Consider the following 18,836-nt stretch of genomic DNA (forward strand, 5'->3'; position numbering starts at 1 on the left):
TTAACCTCCTCTGATTAATTTTTAGGCAAGGATTATAAGATGATTAAAATATATATTGCCGATAACGAGGAAAAAATCAAAAGCATACTTTCCGAATTAATAAACGAGAAAGGAAACTTCAGGTTTGAAATATCCAAAAAAGAGAATATTTTTCAGATTATGGAAAAAGATTTGAATAATATTGAAAGCAACCCCACTCTTGAAAGCAAGGTAGTTGAGCTTGAAAACTCTTTATACAGAGAAAAGAAAGGCGTATTATATAAATCGGTGCTCCAGGTTATCGAGAAGCCGTTGATCGAAGCCGTCTTGGAGAGGACCGAAGGCAACCAGCTAAAGGCAGCCAGGATATTAGGCATTAACCGCAATACGATGCGGTCAAAGATAAAAAAACTGGGAATAATCGTAGAAAAATTGAAAGGGTATTAATGAGTTTTGCGCATTTACCAAAAGAGCAAGGTTTATATGACCCGAGGTTTGAACACGATGCCTGCGGAGTGGGGTTTGTATGTAATGTAAAAGGCGAGAAATCAAATGAGATAATATCCCAAGGGCTTGAAGTTTTAAGGCGTTTGTCTCACCGTGGGGCGACTGGCGCTGACCCTGATACAGGAGATGGCGCTGGTTTATTGATACAGCTGCCAACGGAATTCCTGCTTGAGGAGGCGAAAGCAAGCCGGATAAAAATAAACAATAGGCAATTCTTTGGCATCGGGATGATTTTTTTGCCGACCGAGAAAAACGACTATAATTATTGTAAAAAGGTCCTAGAAAATGAAGCAAAGAGACAGAAGCTGGTTGTTCTAGGATGGAGGAGAGTGCCGGTTGATAATTCTTGCATAGGCAAAACCGCCAGGCAAACACAGCCGGTGATAGAACAGGTTTTTATAGGCGCTCCAGAGGGGATAACTAAAGATGAGGATATCGTATTTGAGAGGAAATTATATATAACTAGAAAACTCACCGAGAATGCGATACGCGGTTCCGGTATCAAGCAAAAGACCTTTTTTTATATAACAAATCTTTCCTGCCGTACATTGTCATATAAGGGATTGTTGACCCCGGGTCAGATGGACAAGTTCTTCGTAGACCTCAAAAGCAAGAAGCTTAAAAGCTCTTTATGCCTTGTCCATTCCAGGTACAGCACTAACACCTTTCCTACATGGGACCTTTCCCAGCCTTTCAGGTTCCTTGCGCATAACGGTGAAATAAATACACTGCGCGGCAATATAAACTGGATGCGCGCCAGGGAAGGCTTGCTTAAAAGCAGTGAATTCAAAAGCCTGCTTAAGAAGATGCTACCTGTTATCGTGCCTGATGTCAGCGATTCCGCTACTATTGATAATGTTTTTGAGCTTTTGGTTTTGTCCGGCAGGTCTATGCCGCATGCCATGCTTATGCTTATTCCATCAGCTTGGGAGCACGATAAGCTTATGGATGCAAAATACAGGGATTTTTATAAATTCCATGCCTGTTTTATGGAGCCATGGGACGGCCCGGCGGCTATTGCTTTTACTGATGGCACCAGAATTGGTGCCGTACTTGACAGGAACGGCCTGCGGCCGGCAAGATATATAGTCACAAAAAATGATTTTGTTGTTATGGCCTCAGAGGTAGGCGTGCTTGATATAAAGCCAAAAGAGGTACTCTCTTCGGGAAGGCTTGAGCCCGGCAAGATGCTGTTTATAGACACAGTAGCCGGAAAAATTATTGAAGACAGACAGATAAAAAAAGAGATATCCGAAAGCAAGCCTTATGGAAAGTGGCTAAAGGATAATATCGTCGAGTTAAATAAGATAAAGCCGTCGTTAAAGAAAGAGGAAATAGACCAGGAGAGTGTTTTAGAGCTGATGAAGGCCTTTTCTTTCTCCAGGGAAGATTTGAATATAATAGTAAAGCCAATGGCTGAGACTGCCCAGGAGCCGGTAGGCTCTATGGGTAATGATACACCGCATGCTGTTCTTTCTAATAATGCTCAGCTGCTCTATGATTATTTCAAGCAATTATTTGCCCAGGTTACAAATCCGGCCATTGATCCAATCCGTGAAGAGCTTGTAATGAGCTTGCAGAGTTTTGTAGGTCCTGAGAAGAATCTACTGGAAGAAAGCCCCAGGCATTGTCATAAATTAAAAGTAGAACAGCCGATATTAAGGGATGAGGAATTAGCCAAGATAAAAAACATAAGAGAAAAAGGGTTTAAGACAAAAGTCATTTCTATCCTATTTGATGTAGATGATAAGAACTCTTTTAGAAGTATCCTGGAGAAGATATGCGCAGAGGCAGCAGCTGCTATAAAAGATGGCTATACTTTTTTAATACTGAGTGACAGAGGCGTTGACAGGCAGCATGCTGCATTGCCTGCCCTGTTAGCTGTAGGGGCAGTCCACCATCATTTAGTAAGAAAAGCTTTACGTACACAGATAGGTATAATCATACAAACCGCAGAGGCAAGAGAAGTGCACCATTTTGCCCTGTTGTTAGGGTATGGAGCCGATTGCATTAATCCTTATTTATGTTATAAGGCGATAGAAGGCATGATATTGGCAAAGGAGATTAACCTTGATACCGAGAAAGCCATATCTAATTACATTAAAGCAGTAGATAAAGGAATATTAAAGGTCCTTTCAAAGATGGGTATTTCGACGCTGCAAAGCTATCGCGGTGCCCAGATTTTCGAAGCATTGGGTATAGGCCGCCAGGTTATTGATAAATGCTTTCCGGGCACAGTATCCAGGATAGGGGGCGCGGATTTTAATACGATAGAAAAAGAAGTTATTACAAGACATGCTCAGGCATACCGTAGCCCGCAAATAAATGCACCATATTTATCTAATCCGGGTAAATATCAATGGAGAAAAGGCGGTGAATTCCATCTTTGGAATCCGGATTCAATCGCTGCCTTACAGGATGCAGTAAGGACAAATAACGTCAACAAATACCGGGAGTTTACGGAGTTGATTAACAATCAATCGGCTAATCCATGTACGTTGCGGAGCCTGCTAAAGTTTAAGGCTTCATCACAAGTGCCGATTGAGAAAGTCGAGCCCGTTAGTGAGATTGTTAGGCGTTTTGTTACCGGAGCAATGAGTTTCGGCTCTATAAGCCGTTCCACCCATGAAACGATAGCAATAGCTATGAACAGGCTCAAAGGGAAATCTAATACCGGAGAAGGCGGAGAAGACCCTGTGAGATTTATTCCTCTGCCTGATGGGGATTCGCGCAGAAGCGCTATAAAACAGGTCGCTTCCGGTAGGTTTGGGGTAACGACGAATTATCTGATTAATGCCGATGAATTACAGATTAAGATTGCCCAGGGTGCAAAGCCTGGAGAGGGAGGGCAGCTGCCAGGGCATAAGGTCAGCGCAATAATTGCGAAGACACGTTATACCACTCCGGGAGTCACTTTAATATCGCCTCCTCCTCATCACGATATATATTCTATAGAAGACCTGGCACAATTAATATTCGACTTGAAGAATGCTAATCCAAATGCCCGCATAAGTGTAAAGCTGGTCTCAGAAATAGGAGTAGGCACAATTGCAGCAGGGGTGGCTAAGGGACATGCTGATATGATTCTCATTTCCGGAGGCGATGGAGGCACAGGAGCGTCTCCTCTAAGTTCTATAAAGCATGCTGGCCTTCCGTGGGAATTAGGCCTTTCTGAAACACATCAGACATTGGTGCTTAATGATTTAAGAAGCCGCCTCAGGCTTCAGACTGATGGCCAGATGCGCACAGGAAGAGATTTGGCTATCGCAGCTATTTTAGGTGCTGAAGAATTTGGTTTTTGTACTTCTGCGCTAATAGTCTTAGGATGTGTTATGCTCAGGCATTGCCATCTGAACAATTGTTCGGTAGGAGTGGCTACTCAGGATGAGATTCTGGAAAAGCGGTTTAACGGAAGGCCTGAATATCTGGTTAATTATTTTACTTTCGTTGCTGAAGAGCTGCGCCAGATTATGAGCGGTTTAGGCGTATATAGGATTGACGAAATGATAGGCAGGACTGAATTGCTTGAGGCAGATAAGGGGATTATCCCCTGGAAAGCAAAAGGCATAGATCTATCGAAAATCCTCTATAAGCCAAAAACAGAGATGGACTCTTCGATAAGATGTACGATGGCGCAGGATCACGGGATAGATAATATATTAGATTTAGAGCTGATAAAGCTCGCTGAAGAAGCACTCACCAGGCAGAAGCCGGTTTCCGCTGAATTGCCGATCCATAATTTTAACAGGACTACCGGAGCTATGTTGAGCGGCCAGGTTTGTAAGCGTTATGGCGATTCCGGATTGCCTGAAGATACAATAAATTTCGCATTTAAAGGTACAGCCGGCCAAAGTTTCGGGGCATTTCTTGCCAGAGGTATTACTTTTAAACTTGAAGGCATGGCTAATGATTATGTAGGCAAAGGTATTTTTGGCGGAAAGATAATCATTTATCCGGATAGAACTGTAACTTATGATGCCGGCAGTAATATTATTATCGGAAATACCACTTTTTACGGAGCAATAAACGGTCAGGCATACATAAGAGGGATTGCCGGAGAAAGATTCTGTATAAGGAATTCCGGGCTCAGTGCTGTTGTTGAGGGTGTAGGCGACCATGGTTGTGAGTATATGACCGGAGGCATTGTTGTCGTATTGGGCAGGACAGGGATGAATTTCGCTGCGGGTATGTCTGGAGGAATCGCATATATTTACGATGATAATGTTGAATTCAAGGATAAATGCAATATGAGTATGGTAGAGCTTGAGACGCCGGGGCAGGATGACCTTGAAACAATATCAAAACTGCTTAATAACCACTACAGATATACGCAGAGCCCGGTTGCCAGGGGAATAATGGATGATTTTAAAAAGAAATCAAAAAATTTCATCAAGGTAATGCCGATTGAATATAAGCGGATAATAACAGAAGAAAAAGTAATAGAGAAGAAACTTAATTTGCTTGAGGTATCCGATGGGTGATATAAAAGGTTTTCTAAAAGTAGGCAGGAAAAGTCTTGAATACAGGCCGGTCTGCGAAAGAGTCAAAGATTACCGCGAGGTATCTTTGCCTAAAAAAGAAAATGTTTCCCGGGAACAAGCCAGCCGTTGTATGGACTGCGGCGTTCCTTTCTGCCAATGGGGTTGCCCGATAGGCAATCTTATCCCGGAGTGGAATGATTTGGTTTTTCACGGGCATTGGGAAAAGGCATTAAATTTATTGAGGGCTACTAATAATCTGCCTGAAGTAACAGGGAGGATTTGCCCTGCGCCATGTGAATATTCATGCGTTTTGGGGATTAACGATGACCCCGTAACTATACGCGATAACGAACTGGCAATTATCGAGTATGGATTTAAAAAAAACCTGGTAAATCCCAATCCGCCCAGAAAAAGAACAGGTAAGAATGTAGCTATTGTTGGTTCGGGACCAAGCGGCCTTGCCTGCGCAGATCAGTTAAACCAGGCCGGGCACAGTGTTTTTGTCTTTGAAAAGGACGATAAAGCCGGCGGGATAATGCGTTACGGCATACCGGACTTCAAATTGGATAAAAGCGTACTGGATCGCAGGATTAAAATACTGCAGGAAGAGGGGGTTACTTTTATTACCGGTATAAATGTAGGCAGCATGAATAACAATAAATATATTAATAAAGATTTTGATGCTGTTTGCCTGGCTTGCGGAAGCAGGGTTCCCAGGGATCTGAATATAGAAGGAAGGGAGTTATCGGGTATATATTTTGCCATGGATTATCTGGTACAGGCAAATAGGGTAAATGCGGGTTACAGAATTGAAGATTCTAAGGTTATTTCTGCTAAAGGTAAGCGCGTAGTCGTCATTGGCGGAGGAGACACCGGGGCTGATTGTGTAGGCGTGGCAAATAGGCAGGGAGCAAATTGCATAATACAAATTGAGGTTATGCCTGAGCCGCCGGCTTGCCGCGATTCAGAGATGCCCTGGCCAAAATATCCTTTGTTATTGCGCACATCTACCAGCCACCAGGAGGGAGGCGAAAGGAAGTGGGCTATTCTTACCAAGAAATTTATTGGGCAGGACAAAAAGGTAAGAAAATTATCCTGTGTTAAAGTTGAATTTACTAAAGACAGCAGGCATTGCAATGTAATGAAAGAAGTCCCCGGCTCAAGTTTTGAGATAGAAGCAGATCTTGTTATTTTAGCTTTAGGGTTTCTGCACCCCGAAAAAAACGGGTTGGTTAAAAGCCTGGGGTTAGCTTTAGATGAGAGGCAGAATATCAAAACCGATAGTCAATATATGACTTCATCTAAAGGTATTTTTTGCGCCGGAGATATGCGCAGGGGTCAATCGTTGATTGTATGGGCTATATCAGAAGGAAGAAGAGCTGCATATTGTATAGATAAGTTTTTAATGGGCCAGAGCGAGTTGCCGATTATTTAGATCTAATTAGAGGTTAGTTCATAGTTCATTGTTCATAGAATATGCCATATCCATAAACCATCAACTATGAACCATGAACTAATATTCCTTGCCATTTCCCCATATTTATGTAAAATTTACTCATGCCTGTTATTAAATTAAAACCCGTCAAAGTAAGCCGCAAATTATTTAAGCTGCTAGAACGCCGCAAACTAATAAAGACATTCTCGCCATCTAATAAGGTGTTAAATGTCAAACCCGGGCATGGTTATGTCGATACGGTATACGCTTGCTCTGAGGAATATGGCCCGCATAAATTGATCTGCGTTGGTTTGAATTCCAGTAAAATCAGGCTGGCTTCGCATCCGGATAAAGAAGATTTTATTCTTATTAATAATATCCGGAAGTCAAAACCTTTATATATTGTGATAGGCTTGTATAAGCATGATATCATTCAGAATAAGGTTAAATCAGGTAAATTAACCGCTAAAGATTTCATTATGTTAAATATCAAGCACAATGATATCCATACCTGTGTTTTTACCATGCTCGAAGGGACTGTGCATTGGGAAGCTACGACTAAGGGAAGGGGCAATTCTCCGTTTTTCTTTGTAACTGAACCCGCCAGACTAAGAATGGATTTCATAGACTTGTGCGAGTATAAGGTGGAGATATAATATTGGTTCATGGTTCATAGAATATGGAGAGTAGCTAGTCACAAAGACACAAGGACGCAAGGACACAAAGCCACAAGAAAAGCATAGTTTAATCGTTGATTCGTTTAATAGTTTATTCGTTAATCTAGGCTTCTTCGGTTCAACGAGTCAACTAGTCAACGGGTAAACGAATAAGAAGAAATAGGTTCTTAAGATCGTTATAAAGACACCTTACGCACTACGCTATACGCAATACGAACTGTGAACTAATATCCCTTGACACTTTAATTTTTTAAGATAATATCATTATAAGTATTTGAAGTGGCCTTAAGAAGCGAAGTTGCTTTATTAGGTCTAAGACAAAGACGTCCGCAAATATAAAGGGAGGTCTTTTTTATTTTTTTGGCCTTAGTTGCATAACATATAGGCAACATCTGCCTATAATATAGTCAGAGAAAGGAGAATAGCTATGAATCTAAGGACTCCTGGCGGAAATGATGCCAGCAGAACGTTTAATCGTTCCAAAAATGTAGTGCCTTGTTCCGGATTATGTTCAAGGTGTCTTGAGTCATGCAGGGGTAATTGCGAGGTCTTCAAGTCTTCTTTTAGAGGCAGGGAAGTTATATATCCAGGGCCTTTTGGGGAGGTAACAGCCGGAGGCGATAAGGATTACCCGGTTGATTATTCACATATTAACATACATGGCTATGCCCAGGGAGCAAAAGGTTTACCCAAGGGTGTTAGCGCAGGCCCTGATACGGCAATATTCCCGGCAGTAGATACTCAGACCGAATACGGCTGGGATAAAAAAGTAAAAATGAAGGCGCCTATTTTTACCGGCGCTTTAGGTTCAACTGAAATCGCCCGTAAAAATTGGGAGCATTTTGCGATTGGCGCTGCTATTTCAGGCGTAACAATTGTATGCGGCGAGAACGTTTGCGGGATTGACCCTAAACTGGAGTTAGACAGCAAAGGAAAGGTCGCAAGCGCCCCTGATATGGACAGGAGAATAGAAGTCTATAAGAGATTTCATGACGGCTATGGCGAAATTCTAGTGCAGATGAACGTTGAGGATACAAGGCTTGGAGTCGCTGAATATGTACACAAAAAACATAAGCTTGATACCATTGAATTAAAATGGGGGCAGGGTGCTAAGTGTATCGGCGGTGAAATAAAAGTTAAAAGCCTTGAAAGAGCGTTAGAATTAAAGAAAAGAGGTTATATAGTCACCCCTGATCCTACGATAAAGGCGAATCAGGAAGCTTTTAAAGCCGGGGCAATCAAAGAGTTTGAAAGGCATTCGCGCCTCGGATTTGTTTCAGAGGAAGCCTTTATGAAGGAAGTCAAGCGTTTAAGGGATATAGGTTTTAAGAGAGTTACATTAAAAACAGGCGCTTATTCCATGGTTGAGCTTGCCCAGGCAATAAAGTTTTCTTCGCAGGCCAAAATCGACCTTTTGACTATCGATGGAGCCCCCGGCGGCACAGGTATGAGCCCATGGAGGATGATGCAGGAGTGGGGTATACCTACATTCTATCTGCAGGCTTTAGCTTATGAATTCTGCGAGAAGCTGGCTAAAAAGAAAAAGAGAGTTCCGGATATAGCTATTGCCGGAGGATTCGCTTTAGAAGACCATGTCTTTAAGGCTATAGCAATGGGCGCTCCTTATGTAAAAGCAGTATGCATGGGAAGGGCGCTTATGATACCCGGATTCGTTGGGAAAAACATAACAGAATGGATTAAAGGTAATACTTTACCGCCCACGGTGTCTGAATTCGGAAAAACCCCCGAGGAAATCTTTGTCTGTTATGAAGAGCTCTCCGAAAAATATGGCAATGATATGAAAGATATCCCGTTAGGAGCAGTTGCCATCTACACTTTCTCGCAACGTATAAAAGTAGGTCTTCAGCAGCTTATGGCAGGCTCGCGGAACTTTAACTTGAGTACGATCTCAAGGAAGGATTTAATGAGTTTGACAAAGGAAGCTGAAGAGGTTAGCGGCATTCCTTATGTTATGGATGCTTATAGGAAAGAAGCAGAGAAAATATTAGCATAATTTTCTTTGCGAAGCAAAATTAAAGCGCCTTGTCTTACTGACAGGGCGCTTTAATTTTATCAAGATTTAATCGGTAAGCCAGCCGATAAAATTACAAATCTCAACTCACAAATCACAAGCCCAAGATGTAATATTTATGGCTTTAAATTTCGATTATATGGTAGTAAAATACTTGAGATGGATAAGCATGCCGCCATAGATAATTTCCTTAGAAATCTCAGGATGGTCCTTAATAATGCTTTTATGTATAATAAGGAACATCCTTATTTTCTTAAATCAGTAGATTTGTTTAAAGGCAGCCTGGATGCCTTGTTTTCTTTAATCTCCCCCCTGAAAATCGGATTTACTCCTTCCTCGCTGTTTATCGGAAGCGAACATTTAGAAAGCCAGCCTTTGTATGAAGAAATAGCCAGAATATTCCATAACCGTAAGATTAAGAGCATCGAGATAAAAGATAATGTTACCACGGAAGAATTGGTTGATTTTCTCTCTACGGTAACCATGCCTGTCAGGGATTTGATCCAGCAAGGTAACATAAGGGCAATCTTTAATAAAGCAAAATTCCCTGATTTTCTAGTCGAAGAACTCGATTATTCCATATTTTTAAGCGAGCAAGGAAGCGAACTTAAGGACCTATGGGGCAGCTTCTTGAGGGAAGCCGTTGTTAATAACGATTCGGACAGGATAGCAGACCTATCCGATAACTTCGGTACTGTCGTAAGAAAACTGAGCAGTAAGGATTTCTTAGATGACCAGCGGCTGCAAGCAGACGTAAAAGATTTCCTTAAGCATCTTAAGGAATCACAAAGGGATAAATTTTATCAGTGCTCAAAAGAGATATTCAAATGGGCTATGAATAATAAACATAATCTGGATAATGAGCAGCTTGATAAGATGAAAGCCATGCTTAAAGAGCTTGAAGACAGTGAGTTTGCCCGTCTTTTTTCGGAAGAGATACTTGAAGACGATAAGTTTGATCTTTTAAGTTTCCAGCTTTTCTCCAGGTTTATAGTAGAAGGCAGGCATAATAATGTAAGCAACCATTTAGCTAACGACAAGGCATTAAAAGACAACCTTAAGGACAGCCTTTCCGTTAAGAACAAGGTAAAAGAGCTGCTCTCTGCCCCTGAGGCGGAGATGGGTACCTCTAAAATTTTTCACAACACGCTCAAAATTTTGCTTACAAACATAACTTATGAAGAAGGCATTTATTTCGACAGGAAACTATTAGAGGTAAATTATCGTTTTGTGCTAGTATCGATTTTTAGCACGGAAGAGGAGATGGGTAAATTAAAGATTGTCGCCAATAGGTTGTCTCAGGTAGTCGAGCATGATAAGCAGGACATGGATCTTGATTGGTTGGTCACGGTGCTTGAGGCAATCAACGCTAAAAAGAAAAACTTTAGCCGAGGTTATAAAGAATTCTCGGATTTAGAAAAAAGATTAGCTAACTTTGTTGAGACGATGTTTTGGCAGGGCAGCATTTCTTTACAGATGCAGAAATTAGTTGATTCTCTGGAAGTAACATCCATGGATTCCCATTTTTACTTAGAAAAGATGTTCGTCTATGGCCAAATAAATCAAAATGCCATTAAGCTCTTCCTCAGGTTCTTTCCTTCAGATATCGCAATCTTTTATAAGAATATACAAGACAATGCTTATAAGACTGAAATGATGGCTGTGTTAACCGAGGCATTAAAAGGGCTAAAACACCATCTCGTTTTGGATATCTTAAAGACCATTTATAGCACCCCCAACCAATTCTTAAAAATTGAGGCTCTCAGGGCCATGGCGGATAATAAAATAATTGACCAGGCATTCCTCTTAAATGTGATATCAGGGCAGGATATTACTTTGAAAAAAGGGGCTGTATATGCGCTGCTTAACGAATCTGAAAGCCTTAAAAAGGCAATAGCTATTCTTTTAGATATCCCCAGCCCATTTGGGATAAGAAATCATATTATTATTGAAAACCTGCAGATTGTTGATGAGCTTATTTTGAGAGAAGCAATCAACAGCGTTATCGGGCTAAGCAACAGGAGATTTTTCTGGAATAAGGCGCTGAGAGAAAAGGCAGCTCAAACCCTAAGGAAATTAAATGTTAGAACAGGTAGAGAAGGCATTTAAAGATTTACTGGCATCTTTGCAATTGGCTAAATTATACGGGATCCAGCATAAGATATTTAGAGATTCTGTGGATAAAGCCTATTTAAGCCTGGCTAAGGCGCTGGAAGGAAGAAGCGAACTGGTTATAGGCATTATTGGCGAAGAGCTGGCTTTTGAAAAAGAGATACTATTTGGATTAAGCAAGGCTATAGGCCCGGCAGTGGGTTATTTAAAGAACTTGGGTATTGAAAGGATATCATTCGGGAGCAATGTTCAGAAGGATGAACTTGAGAAATTCATTGAATTTTTGGCTTCCAAAAAAGATACTGCTATAGACCAGCAGGGGTTAGATTTCGGGTCTTTAGGCATAAGGAACATTGTCATCGGGAAACTCACCGTTCTTGGTAAAGACAAAGTTGATGAGTTAGGCATAAAGGCCGTAGATTATATGAATATATACGGTTCGGCTGCTGATATGGCGCATAAGTCTTTTTCTTCCATGCTTGAAGGAGAGGCGCTTGATGCCTTGGCGGTAAAGTTAGCGCTTAATAATATATTAGAGAACCTGGCAGTTTATCATAATGAATTTTTCAAGATTGTAGCCTTACGCCGGCATGACCCTCAGACGCACATACACCTTATTAATGTTGCGACAATAGCAATGTACTTTGCCTCCAGGCTTGGTTTTAGCAAGGCTGATATACTGGACATCGGGATGTCCGGATTATTCCATGATATCGGCAAACTCTATATCTCCCACGGGATACTTACTAAAACAGATAAGCTTACCAATGAGGAATTTGCAAAAATAAAGAGCCATACTATATTTGGCGCAGAAATTTTATTGGAACATATAGAATCACTGGGGATACTGCCTGCAGTTGTTTCTTTTGAGCACCATCTTAAGTACGATATGACAGGTTATCCCAGAGTTAACTATTCCCGCAGGCCCCATATAGCCTCTTTGATTGTTTCTATATGCGATGTTTATGATGCTTTATTTTCAAGAAGGACATATAAAGAGGATTATTCGCCGGAAAACGTCTATAATATAATGATTAAGGATAAAAATACTGCTTTTGAACCGCGCCTTGTAGAGAGATTTTTTAAAATAATGGGTGTTTGGTATATAGGCTGTGTGGTTTCCCTGAGCGATGGCAGGATTGCCGTAGTCCGGGAGCAGAATGAAGACGATATCAGGAGGCCAAAAGTAGAGGTAGTTTTCCCTAAAGATAGAAAAGAATTTATTGATCTGAAAGAGAACTCATCGCTTGAGATAAAGCGCAGCCTTAATCCCTGGACGGAAGCCAGGGATTATGTGTCTTAGTCCATAGTTCACAGATCACGGTTCACAGAAATATTTATCCATTCCCGTGAACTGTGCACAGTGAACTATGAACCAATACTTATTCCCATTGACTTTTAAACCGGATATGTTATAATTATTTTAATAGTTCAATGCTGAGCTATTAATGACAATGGCGTTTTGGGGCTGGAAGTGTCACCCCGATACGCCTTTTTTTGTTGGTTCCCCAGGGAAAATATGCTTTAATCATTCAGATTAAAATAACTATGGCAAAATTTATTTTTATTACGGGTGGGGTTATTTCAAGCTTGGGCAAGGGAATAGCTTCAGCCTCAATAGGTAAAGTCCTTGAGTCAAGAGGGATAAAGGTTACCCTTATGAAACTGGACCCATATATTAATGTTGACCCTGGCACGATGAACCCTTATCAGCATGGCGAAGTGTATGTTACAGAAGACGGCGCTGAAACAGATTTAGACCTTGGGCATTACGAAAGATTTACGTCAGCAGCAATGACTAAATTCAACAATGCTACTACCGGACAGGTTTATAATGCGGTTATTTCCCGGGAAAGGCGCGGTGATTATCTGGGAAAAACTATTCAGGTAATACCTCATATCACTGATGAGATAAAGAGCCGTATCAAAAAAGTCGCTGAGGTTTCTAATGCTGAAGTAGTGATTGTTGAGATTGGCGGGACTGTAGGTGATATCGAGGGCCTGCCATTTTTGGAAGCAGTAAGGCAGTTCAGGCTGGATGTGGGCCAGGATAATGCACTCTACATTCATTTGACACTTGTCCCTTATATAAAATGCGCAGGTGAAATAAAAACCAAGCCTACCCAGCATAGCGTCGGTACGCTTCGCGAGATAGGAATACAACCGGATATTTTGATCTGCCGCACAGAAAAACCGCTGAGCACTGAAGTAAAAGAAAAAATCTCTCTTTTCTGTAACGTAGCCAAAGAGGGCGTTATTGAGGCCCGGGATGTAGATTCTATATATGAGCTTCCCATCGTATTTAAAAACCAGATTTTGGATGAGATAATTTTGAGCCATTTTAAGCTTATCCGTAAATCCTCAGAGCTTAAAGACTGGGAAAAAAATGTCGTTGAGAGAGCATTAAACCCAAAGCGCAGAGTAACAGTAGCTATTGTAGGCAAATATATCGGCTTACAGGATGCTTATAAGTCAATATATGAAGCCTTAAACCACGCCGGTATTTATAATGATACAGCCGTAGATTTAAAGAAGGTGGATTCTGAAGAGCTATTATGCTGTGCGCCGGAGAAATTACTGGAGGGAGTAAGCGGCATATTGGTCCCCGGAGGCTTTGGCTCGCGGGGTGTAGAAGGTAAGATAAGGGCAATAAGGTATGCCAGAGAAAAACGAATCCCGTTCTTAGGGCTATGCTTGGGTATGCAGTGCGCGGTAATAGAATTTGCGCGTAATGTTGGTGGATTTAAAAAAGCTGATTCAACGGAATTCCACCCTAATACGAAATACCCTGTAATCAGCCTTTTGGAAGAACAGAAAGGCATAAAGGAGATGGGTGGGACGATGCGTTTGGGTGCTTATCCCTGCCATATTAAAAATGGGACAAGGGCTTTACGCATTTATGGGAAAAATATGGTTACTGAAAGGCACAGGCATAGGTATGAGTTCAATAATAAGTACAGAAAACAGCTTGAAAAGAAAGGCCTGACCTTTTCAGGCATATATAAAAAGAAGAATTTAGTCGAAATAATAGAAATTAAAGACCATCCTTTTTTTGTAGCAGTACAATTCCATCCGGAATTTAAATCCAAGCCAGATTCTGCACATCCATTATTCAGGGATTTTATAGAGTCAGCCTTGGCTATGTCAGATTAATACCTGTTGATTAAAACCCGCATCTCCATAAAACTTTACAAAACCCCGGCCCTATAATATAATAGTGCAGTTTTAAAATAGGGGGCAATATGAAAAAAATAGGATTTGATAACGATAAATACCTTAAAGAGCAGACCGAAGCCATATTAAAAAGGGTAAATAAATTCGGGAGTAAGCTTTATCTGGAATTCGGCGGAAAACTCTGTTTTGATTATCACGCTGCAAGGGTCCTTCCCGGCTATGATCCAAACGTAAAACTCATGCTGCTTCAACAGCTTAAAGATAACGCGGATATTGTATTATGTATTTATGCCGGGGATATAGAAAAGGGCCGCGTAAGAGGAGATTTCGGCATAACCTATGATGCCGCAACTTTTAAACTTATAGATGACCTGAGAAAGTGGGGCTTAGATATATTATCGGTTGTTATCACAAGGTATTCCAACCAACCCACAGCTGATATATTTAAAAATAAGCTGGAACGCAGAGGGGTAAAAGTTTACTTGCATTATCCTATTCCGGGGTATCCGGCTGATGTAGATTTAATCGTTAGTGAAAATGGCCTGGGCAGAAATGATTATATCGAATCAAAAAAGCCGATTGTCGTAGTTACCGGACCTGGGCCGGGCAGCGGGAAACTGGCAACCTGCCTATCTCAATTATATCAAGAGCATAGAAAAGGCATCAGCGCAGGTTACGCTAAATTCGAGACTTTCCCCATTTGGAACCTGCCGCTTAAGCACGCCGTAAATGTTGCTTATGAGGCAGCGACCGCGGATATACAGGATTTTAATCTGGTCGATCCTTTCCACCTCAGTATTTATAAGGAAGCCGCCATAAATTATAATCGTGACGTTGAAAGCTTCCCGATATTGAAACTGATATTGAACAAGATATTAGATAAGGCGATAGATACCCCGATGTATAATTCCCCTACTGATATGGGCGTTAATCGCGCAGGGTTCGGGATTATAGACGATCAAGTGGTGCAGGAGGCAGCTAAGCAGGAATTAATACGCAGGTATTTCAGATACAACGCAGAATATGTTTTGGGAATAGAGAAAAAAGAAACGGTAAACAGGGTGTCGCTTCTTCTGGAAGAGTTGGGGGTTAAGCTTACTGATAGAGCCGTTGTTGAGGCTTCGCGGAGGGCATCGGAAGAAGCCGAAGCAAAAGGCAAAGGTAACAACGGGATTTTCTGCGGCGCGGCAATAGAGCTGGATGACGGCAGGATTATAACTGGCAAGAGCTCCAGGCTTATGAATGCTTCAGGAAGCCTTGTTTTAAATGCGGTAAAGGCTTTAGCAAGTATCCCTGATGAGATATTATTGCTTTCACCACACATTATCAAACAGATTTCTATTTTAAAAGAAAGCTGTTTAAAGATAGAGCCGGACCCGTTAGATCTGGAGGAGATATTAATAGCTTTATCAATAAGCGCGACTACTAATCATACAGCCGAAATAGCTATGAAGAAATTAAGCGAATTAAGAAATACGGAGGTACATTTGACGCATATGCCTTCTCCCGGGGATGAGGTAGGGCTTAAAAGGCTTGGCGTGAACATGACTACCGACGGAAATTTTTCTTCGAGGAATTTATTTGTGAGTTGATTATGAGCACAGCTATATTAGCATTAGAGGACGGGAAAGTTTTTAAGGGTATTTCTTTCGGAGCAACGGGAGAAACCTATGGTGAGGTTGTATTTAATACCAGCATGAGCGGCTACCAGGAGATATTGACTGACCCTTCCTATAAAGGTCAGATAGTCGCAATGACCTATCCTTTAATCGGCAATTATGGTGTTAACAAAGAAGATGTAGAATCACGCAGGCCATTTGTGGAAGGGTTTGTTGTCAGAGAGGTAAGTAAGATATCCAGTAATTGGAGAGCAGAAGAATCTCTGGATAGCTATCTTAACAGAAATAAAATATTGGGTATTGAGGGCATTGATACAAGAGAATTGACTTTGCACATAAGGGAGAAAGGCGAGCTCAAAGCCGTTATATCTACTTTAGACCTGGATGAGAGAAACCTTGTAAATAAAGCAAAAGATTCTTTGGGCTTGATAGGAAGGGATTTAGTTAAGGATGTAATAGGCGATGATACTTATGTATGGAATAAAAATGGTAAGTTAAAAATAGCTGTTTTAGATTGCGGGGTCAAGCTGAACATACTCAGGATTTTGGCAAATCACGGCTGCAGTGTTATGGTCGTACCTGCATCTTTGCCCGCAGATAAGATACTGGCTTTGGGGCCCGATGGGATATTGTTATCCAACGGGCCAGGAGACCCTGCGGCATTACCGTATGTTGTTGATACCACGAGGGAACTTATCGGTAAGCTGCCAATTTTCGGTATTTGCCTGGGCCATCAGATCCTCGGGCAGGCATTAGGCGGCAAGACATTTAAGCTTAAATTCGGCCATCACGGCGCAAACCACCCGGTAAAAGACCTAAGGACAAAAAAAGTGGCAATAACCGTGCAGAATCATGGTTTTTGCGTAGATATAGATACTTTGAATAAGAAAGAAATAGAACTGACCCATATCAATCTTAACGATAATACTTTGGAAGGCATGAAGCATAAGAAGCTGCCTTTGTTCTCCGTACAGTTCCATCCTGAAGCTTCCCCGGGACCGCATGATGCCAGTTATTTATTCAATGATTTTGTGGACTCAGTTAAGACAGCCAAAAAGAGACGTTCAAAGAAATAACATTGACCGATGCCTAAAAGAAAAGATATAAAGAAAATACTGATTATAGGCTCCGGGCCTATCGTAATCGGCCAGGCATGTGAATTTGATTATTCGGGCAGCCAGGCATGCAAAGTGTTAAGGCAGGATGGTTTTAAAGTCGTACTGATAAATTCTAATCCTGCAACTATAATGACTGACCCTCAGCTTGCCGATAGCACTTATATCGAGCCGATAACAACAGCTTCTTTGGAAAAGATTATTGCCAAAGAAAAACCTGATGCTCTTCTGCCGACTCTGGGAGGCCAGACCGCTTTAAATGCAGCCGTAGCCTTGCATGAGAAGGGGATACTAAACAAATATAAAGTTGAAGTTATAGGCGCCGATATCAGGGCGATAAGAAAAGGCGAGGACAGGAAGCTTTTTAAGGAGGCCATGAAAAAGATAGGGCTGGACCTGCCGAGAAGCGGACAGGCCTACAGCCTTAAAGAAGCTAATAAAGTTGTAAAGGATATAGGTTTTCCTGTTATCATCAGGCCTAGTTTTACACTCGGTGGCACAGGGGGAAGTGTAGCTTTTAATATTGAAGAATTCCAGGAAATGGCAAAGAGCGGACTCGAATCTAGCTTGATCAGTGAGATCTTGATTGAGGAATCTGTTGTGGGATGGAAAGAATATGAGTTGGAGGTTATGAGGGACTCAAAAGACAATGTGGTAGTAATATGTTCTATTGAGAACCTTGACCCTATGGGTGTACATACGGGCGACAGCATTACCGTTGCCCCGATCCAGACATTAACGGATAAAGAATACCAAAAGATGCGTGATGCTGCTATTGCTTGTATAAGGGAGATAGGAGTATCAACAGGCGGTTCCAATATACAATTCGCAGTGAACCCGCAAAATGGCAGGATGGTTGTGATTGAAATGAATCCCCGTGTATCAAGGAGTTCAGCCTTGGCATCTAAAGCCACAGGTTTTCCAATAGCAAAAATAGCTGCAAAGCTGGCGGTTGGGTATGCCCTGGATGAGATCGCCAATGATATTACAAAAGAAACTCCGGCTTGTTTTGAGCCGACGATAGATTATTGTGTTGTAAAGGTGCCGCGTTTCACATTTGAAAAATTCCCTTCTTCTGATGCCTCCTTAACGGTGTCTATGAAATCCGTCGGCGAAGCGATGTCGATAGGCAGGACTTTTAAAGAAGCATTGCAGAAAGGCCTGCGTTCCTTAGAGATAAAAAAATACGGCTTAGAGACGATTGTTTTTAAAAAGCCTCAAGAGGCGTCCGCAGATAATGGTATTATGGACTTAATAAACAGCAAGCTTATGACCCCCAATGCTGAAAGGATATTTTATATCGGCGATGCTTTGAGAATTGGCATAAGCATTGACAGGATCTTTGAGCTCACAAGAATTGACAGATGGTTTTTGCAGAATATAAAAGAAATCATAGATTTAGAAAAACAAATAATAAGCAGTAAAGATAGCATCACAGAGGAATTAATGCTGGCGGCAAAGCAATTCGGCTTCAGCGATAGGCAGTTAGCGGTTCTTTTAGGCAAGAGGGAAGACGAAATCAAGCAGCTGCGTTCTTCATTGGGTATAGGGCCTTCTTTTAAGCTTGTGGATACATGTGCTGCCGAATTCAAAGCGTTTACCCCTTACTATTATTCTTCTTATGATAAGTAATGAGTTTAGTTGAAACAGGGTGTTTTTTATATAGATTATAGTTGAATCAGCGCTGATAACAGGGAGAAAGTAT

General features: G+C 41.5%; 11 protein-coding genes. All 11 read left to right on the forward strand.

Translation table 11 applies throughout. The annotated features are described in order from the left end of the window. Positions 1-39: 39 nt before the first annotated feature. Positions 40-426, forward strand: a complete 387-nt coding sequence (locus tag C4533_05450) for a hypothetical protein (GenBank protein ID RJP27926.1) — start codon at positions 40-42, stop codon at positions 424-426. Continuing rightward, positions 426-4,967, forward strand: coding sequence for a glutamate synthase large subunit (locus C4533_05455; GenBank protein RJP27927.1), 4,542 nt, complete (start codon positions 426-428; stop codon positions 4,965-4,967). The genes C4533_05450 and C4533_05455 overlap by 1 nt, the downstream gene beginning before the upstream one ends. Further along, a complete protein-coding gene (locus C4533_05460) occupies positions 4,960-6,402 on the forward strand; it encodes a glutamate synthase subunit beta (GenBank protein ID RJP27928.1) in 1,443 nt (480 codons plus the stop codon). Before C4533_05455 ends, C4533_05460 begins: the two co-directional genes overlap by 8 nt. 122 nt (positions 6,403-6,524) lie before the next feature. After that, a complete protein-coding gene (locus tag C4533_05465; protein ID RJP27929.1) occupies positions 6,525-7,058 on the forward strand; it encodes a hypothetical protein in 534 nt (177 codons plus the stop codon). A gap of 448 nt (positions 7,059-7,506) precedes the next feature. Further along, the gene (locus C4533_05470; protein ID RJP27930.1) at positions 7,507-9,093 is read left to right on the forward strand and encodes an FMN-binding glutamate synthase family protein; all 1,587 of its coding nucleotides are present in this window, start codon (positions 7,507-7,509) and stop codon (positions 9,091-9,093) included. A 177-nt stretch (positions 9,094-9,270) separates the two neighbouring features. Then, complete coding sequence (locus C4533_05475) at positions 9,271-11,220, forward strand: hypothetical protein (GenBank protein RJP27931.1); 1,950 nt, start codon at positions 9,271-9,273, stop codon at positions 11,218-11,220. After that, on the forward strand, positions 11,192-12,526 hold the full coding sequence (locus tag C4533_05480; GenBank protein ID RJP27932.1) for an HD domain-containing protein: 1,335 nt from the start codon (positions 11,192-11,194) through the stop codon (positions 12,524-12,526). Before C4533_05475 ends, C4533_05480 begins: the two co-directional genes overlap by 29 nt. Positions 12,527-12,771: 245 nt before the next feature. Beyond that, a complete protein-coding gene (locus C4533_05485; GenBank protein RJP28257.1) occupies positions 12,772-14,376 on the forward strand; it encodes a CTP synthase in 1,605 nt (534 codons plus the stop codon). 89 nt (positions 14,377-14,465) lie between these two features. Next, the gene (locus C4533_05490; protein RJP27933.1) at positions 14,466-15,989 is read left to right on the forward strand and encodes a DUF1846 domain-containing protein; all 1,524 of its coding nucleotides are present in this window, start codon (positions 14,466-14,468) and stop codon (positions 15,987-15,989) included. A 2-nt stretch (positions 15,990-15,991) separates the two neighbouring features. Further along, on the forward strand, positions 15,992-17,092 hold the full coding sequence (locus tag C4533_05495; GenBank protein ID RJP27934.1) for a carbamoyl-phosphate synthase small subunit: 1,101 nt from the start codon (positions 15,992-15,994) through the stop codon (positions 17,090-17,092). 9 nt (positions 17,093-17,101) lie between these two features. Then, a complete protein-coding gene (locus C4533_05500; protein RJP27935.1) occupies positions 17,102-18,763 on the forward strand; it encodes a carbamoyl-phosphate synthase large subunit in 1,662 nt (553 codons plus the stop codon). Positions 18,764-18,836: the final 73 nt, after the last annotated feature.

Source organism: Candidatus Omnitrophota bacterium (assembly GCA_003598025.1).
In the GTDB taxonomy this organism is placed as follows: domain Bacteria; phylum Omnitrophota; class Gorgyraeia; order Gygaellales; family Profunditerraquicolaceae; genus Profunditerraquicola.

What these genes read in the sequence shown, in the direction of transcription:
- C4533_05465 (RJP27929.1), top strand. Translation starts at nt 6,525, where the DNA reads ATGCCTGTTATTAAATTAAAACCCGTCAAAGTAAGCCGCAAATTATTT.
- C4533_05475 (RJP27931.1), top strand. Translation starts at nt 9,271, where the DNA reads ATGGATAAGCATGCCGCCATAGATAATTTCCTTAGAAATCTCAGGATG.
- C4533_05500 (RJP27935.1), top strand. Translation starts at nt 17,102, where the DNA reads ATGCCTAAAAGAAAAGATATAAAGAAAATACTGATTATAGGCTCCGGG.
- C4533_05470 (RJP27930.1), top strand. Translation starts at nt 7,507, where the DNA reads ATGAATCTAAGGACTCCTGGCGGAAATGATGCCAGCAGAACGTTTAAT.
- C4533_05495 (RJP27934.1), top strand. Translation starts at nt 15,992, where the DNA reads ATGAGCACAGCTATATTAGCATTAGAGGACGGGAAAGTTTTTAAGGGT.
- C4533_05480 (RJP27932.1), top strand. Translation starts at nt 11,192, where the DNA reads ATGTTAGAACAGGTAGAGAAGGCATTTAAAGATTTACTGGCATCTTTG.
- C4533_05460 (RJP27928.1), top strand. Translation starts at nt 4,960, where the DNA reads ATGGGTGATATAAAAGGTTTTCTAAAAGTAGGCAGGAAAAGTCTTGAA.
- C4533_05485 (RJP28257.1), top strand. Translation starts at nt 12,772, where the DNA reads ATGGCAAAATTTATTTTTATTACGGGTGGGGTTATTTCAAGCTTGGGC.
- C4533_05455 (RJP27927.1), top strand. Translation starts at nt 426, where the DNA reads ATGAGTTTTGCGCATTTACCAAAAGAGCAAGGTTTATATGACCCGAGG.
- C4533_05490 (RJP27933.1), top strand. Translation starts at nt 14,466, where the DNA reads ATGAAAAAAATAGGATTTGATAACGATAAATACCTTAAAGAGCAGACC.
- C4533_05450 (RJP27926.1), top strand. Translation starts at nt 40, where the DNA reads ATGATTAAAATATATATTGCCGATAACGAGGAAAAAATCAAAAGCATA.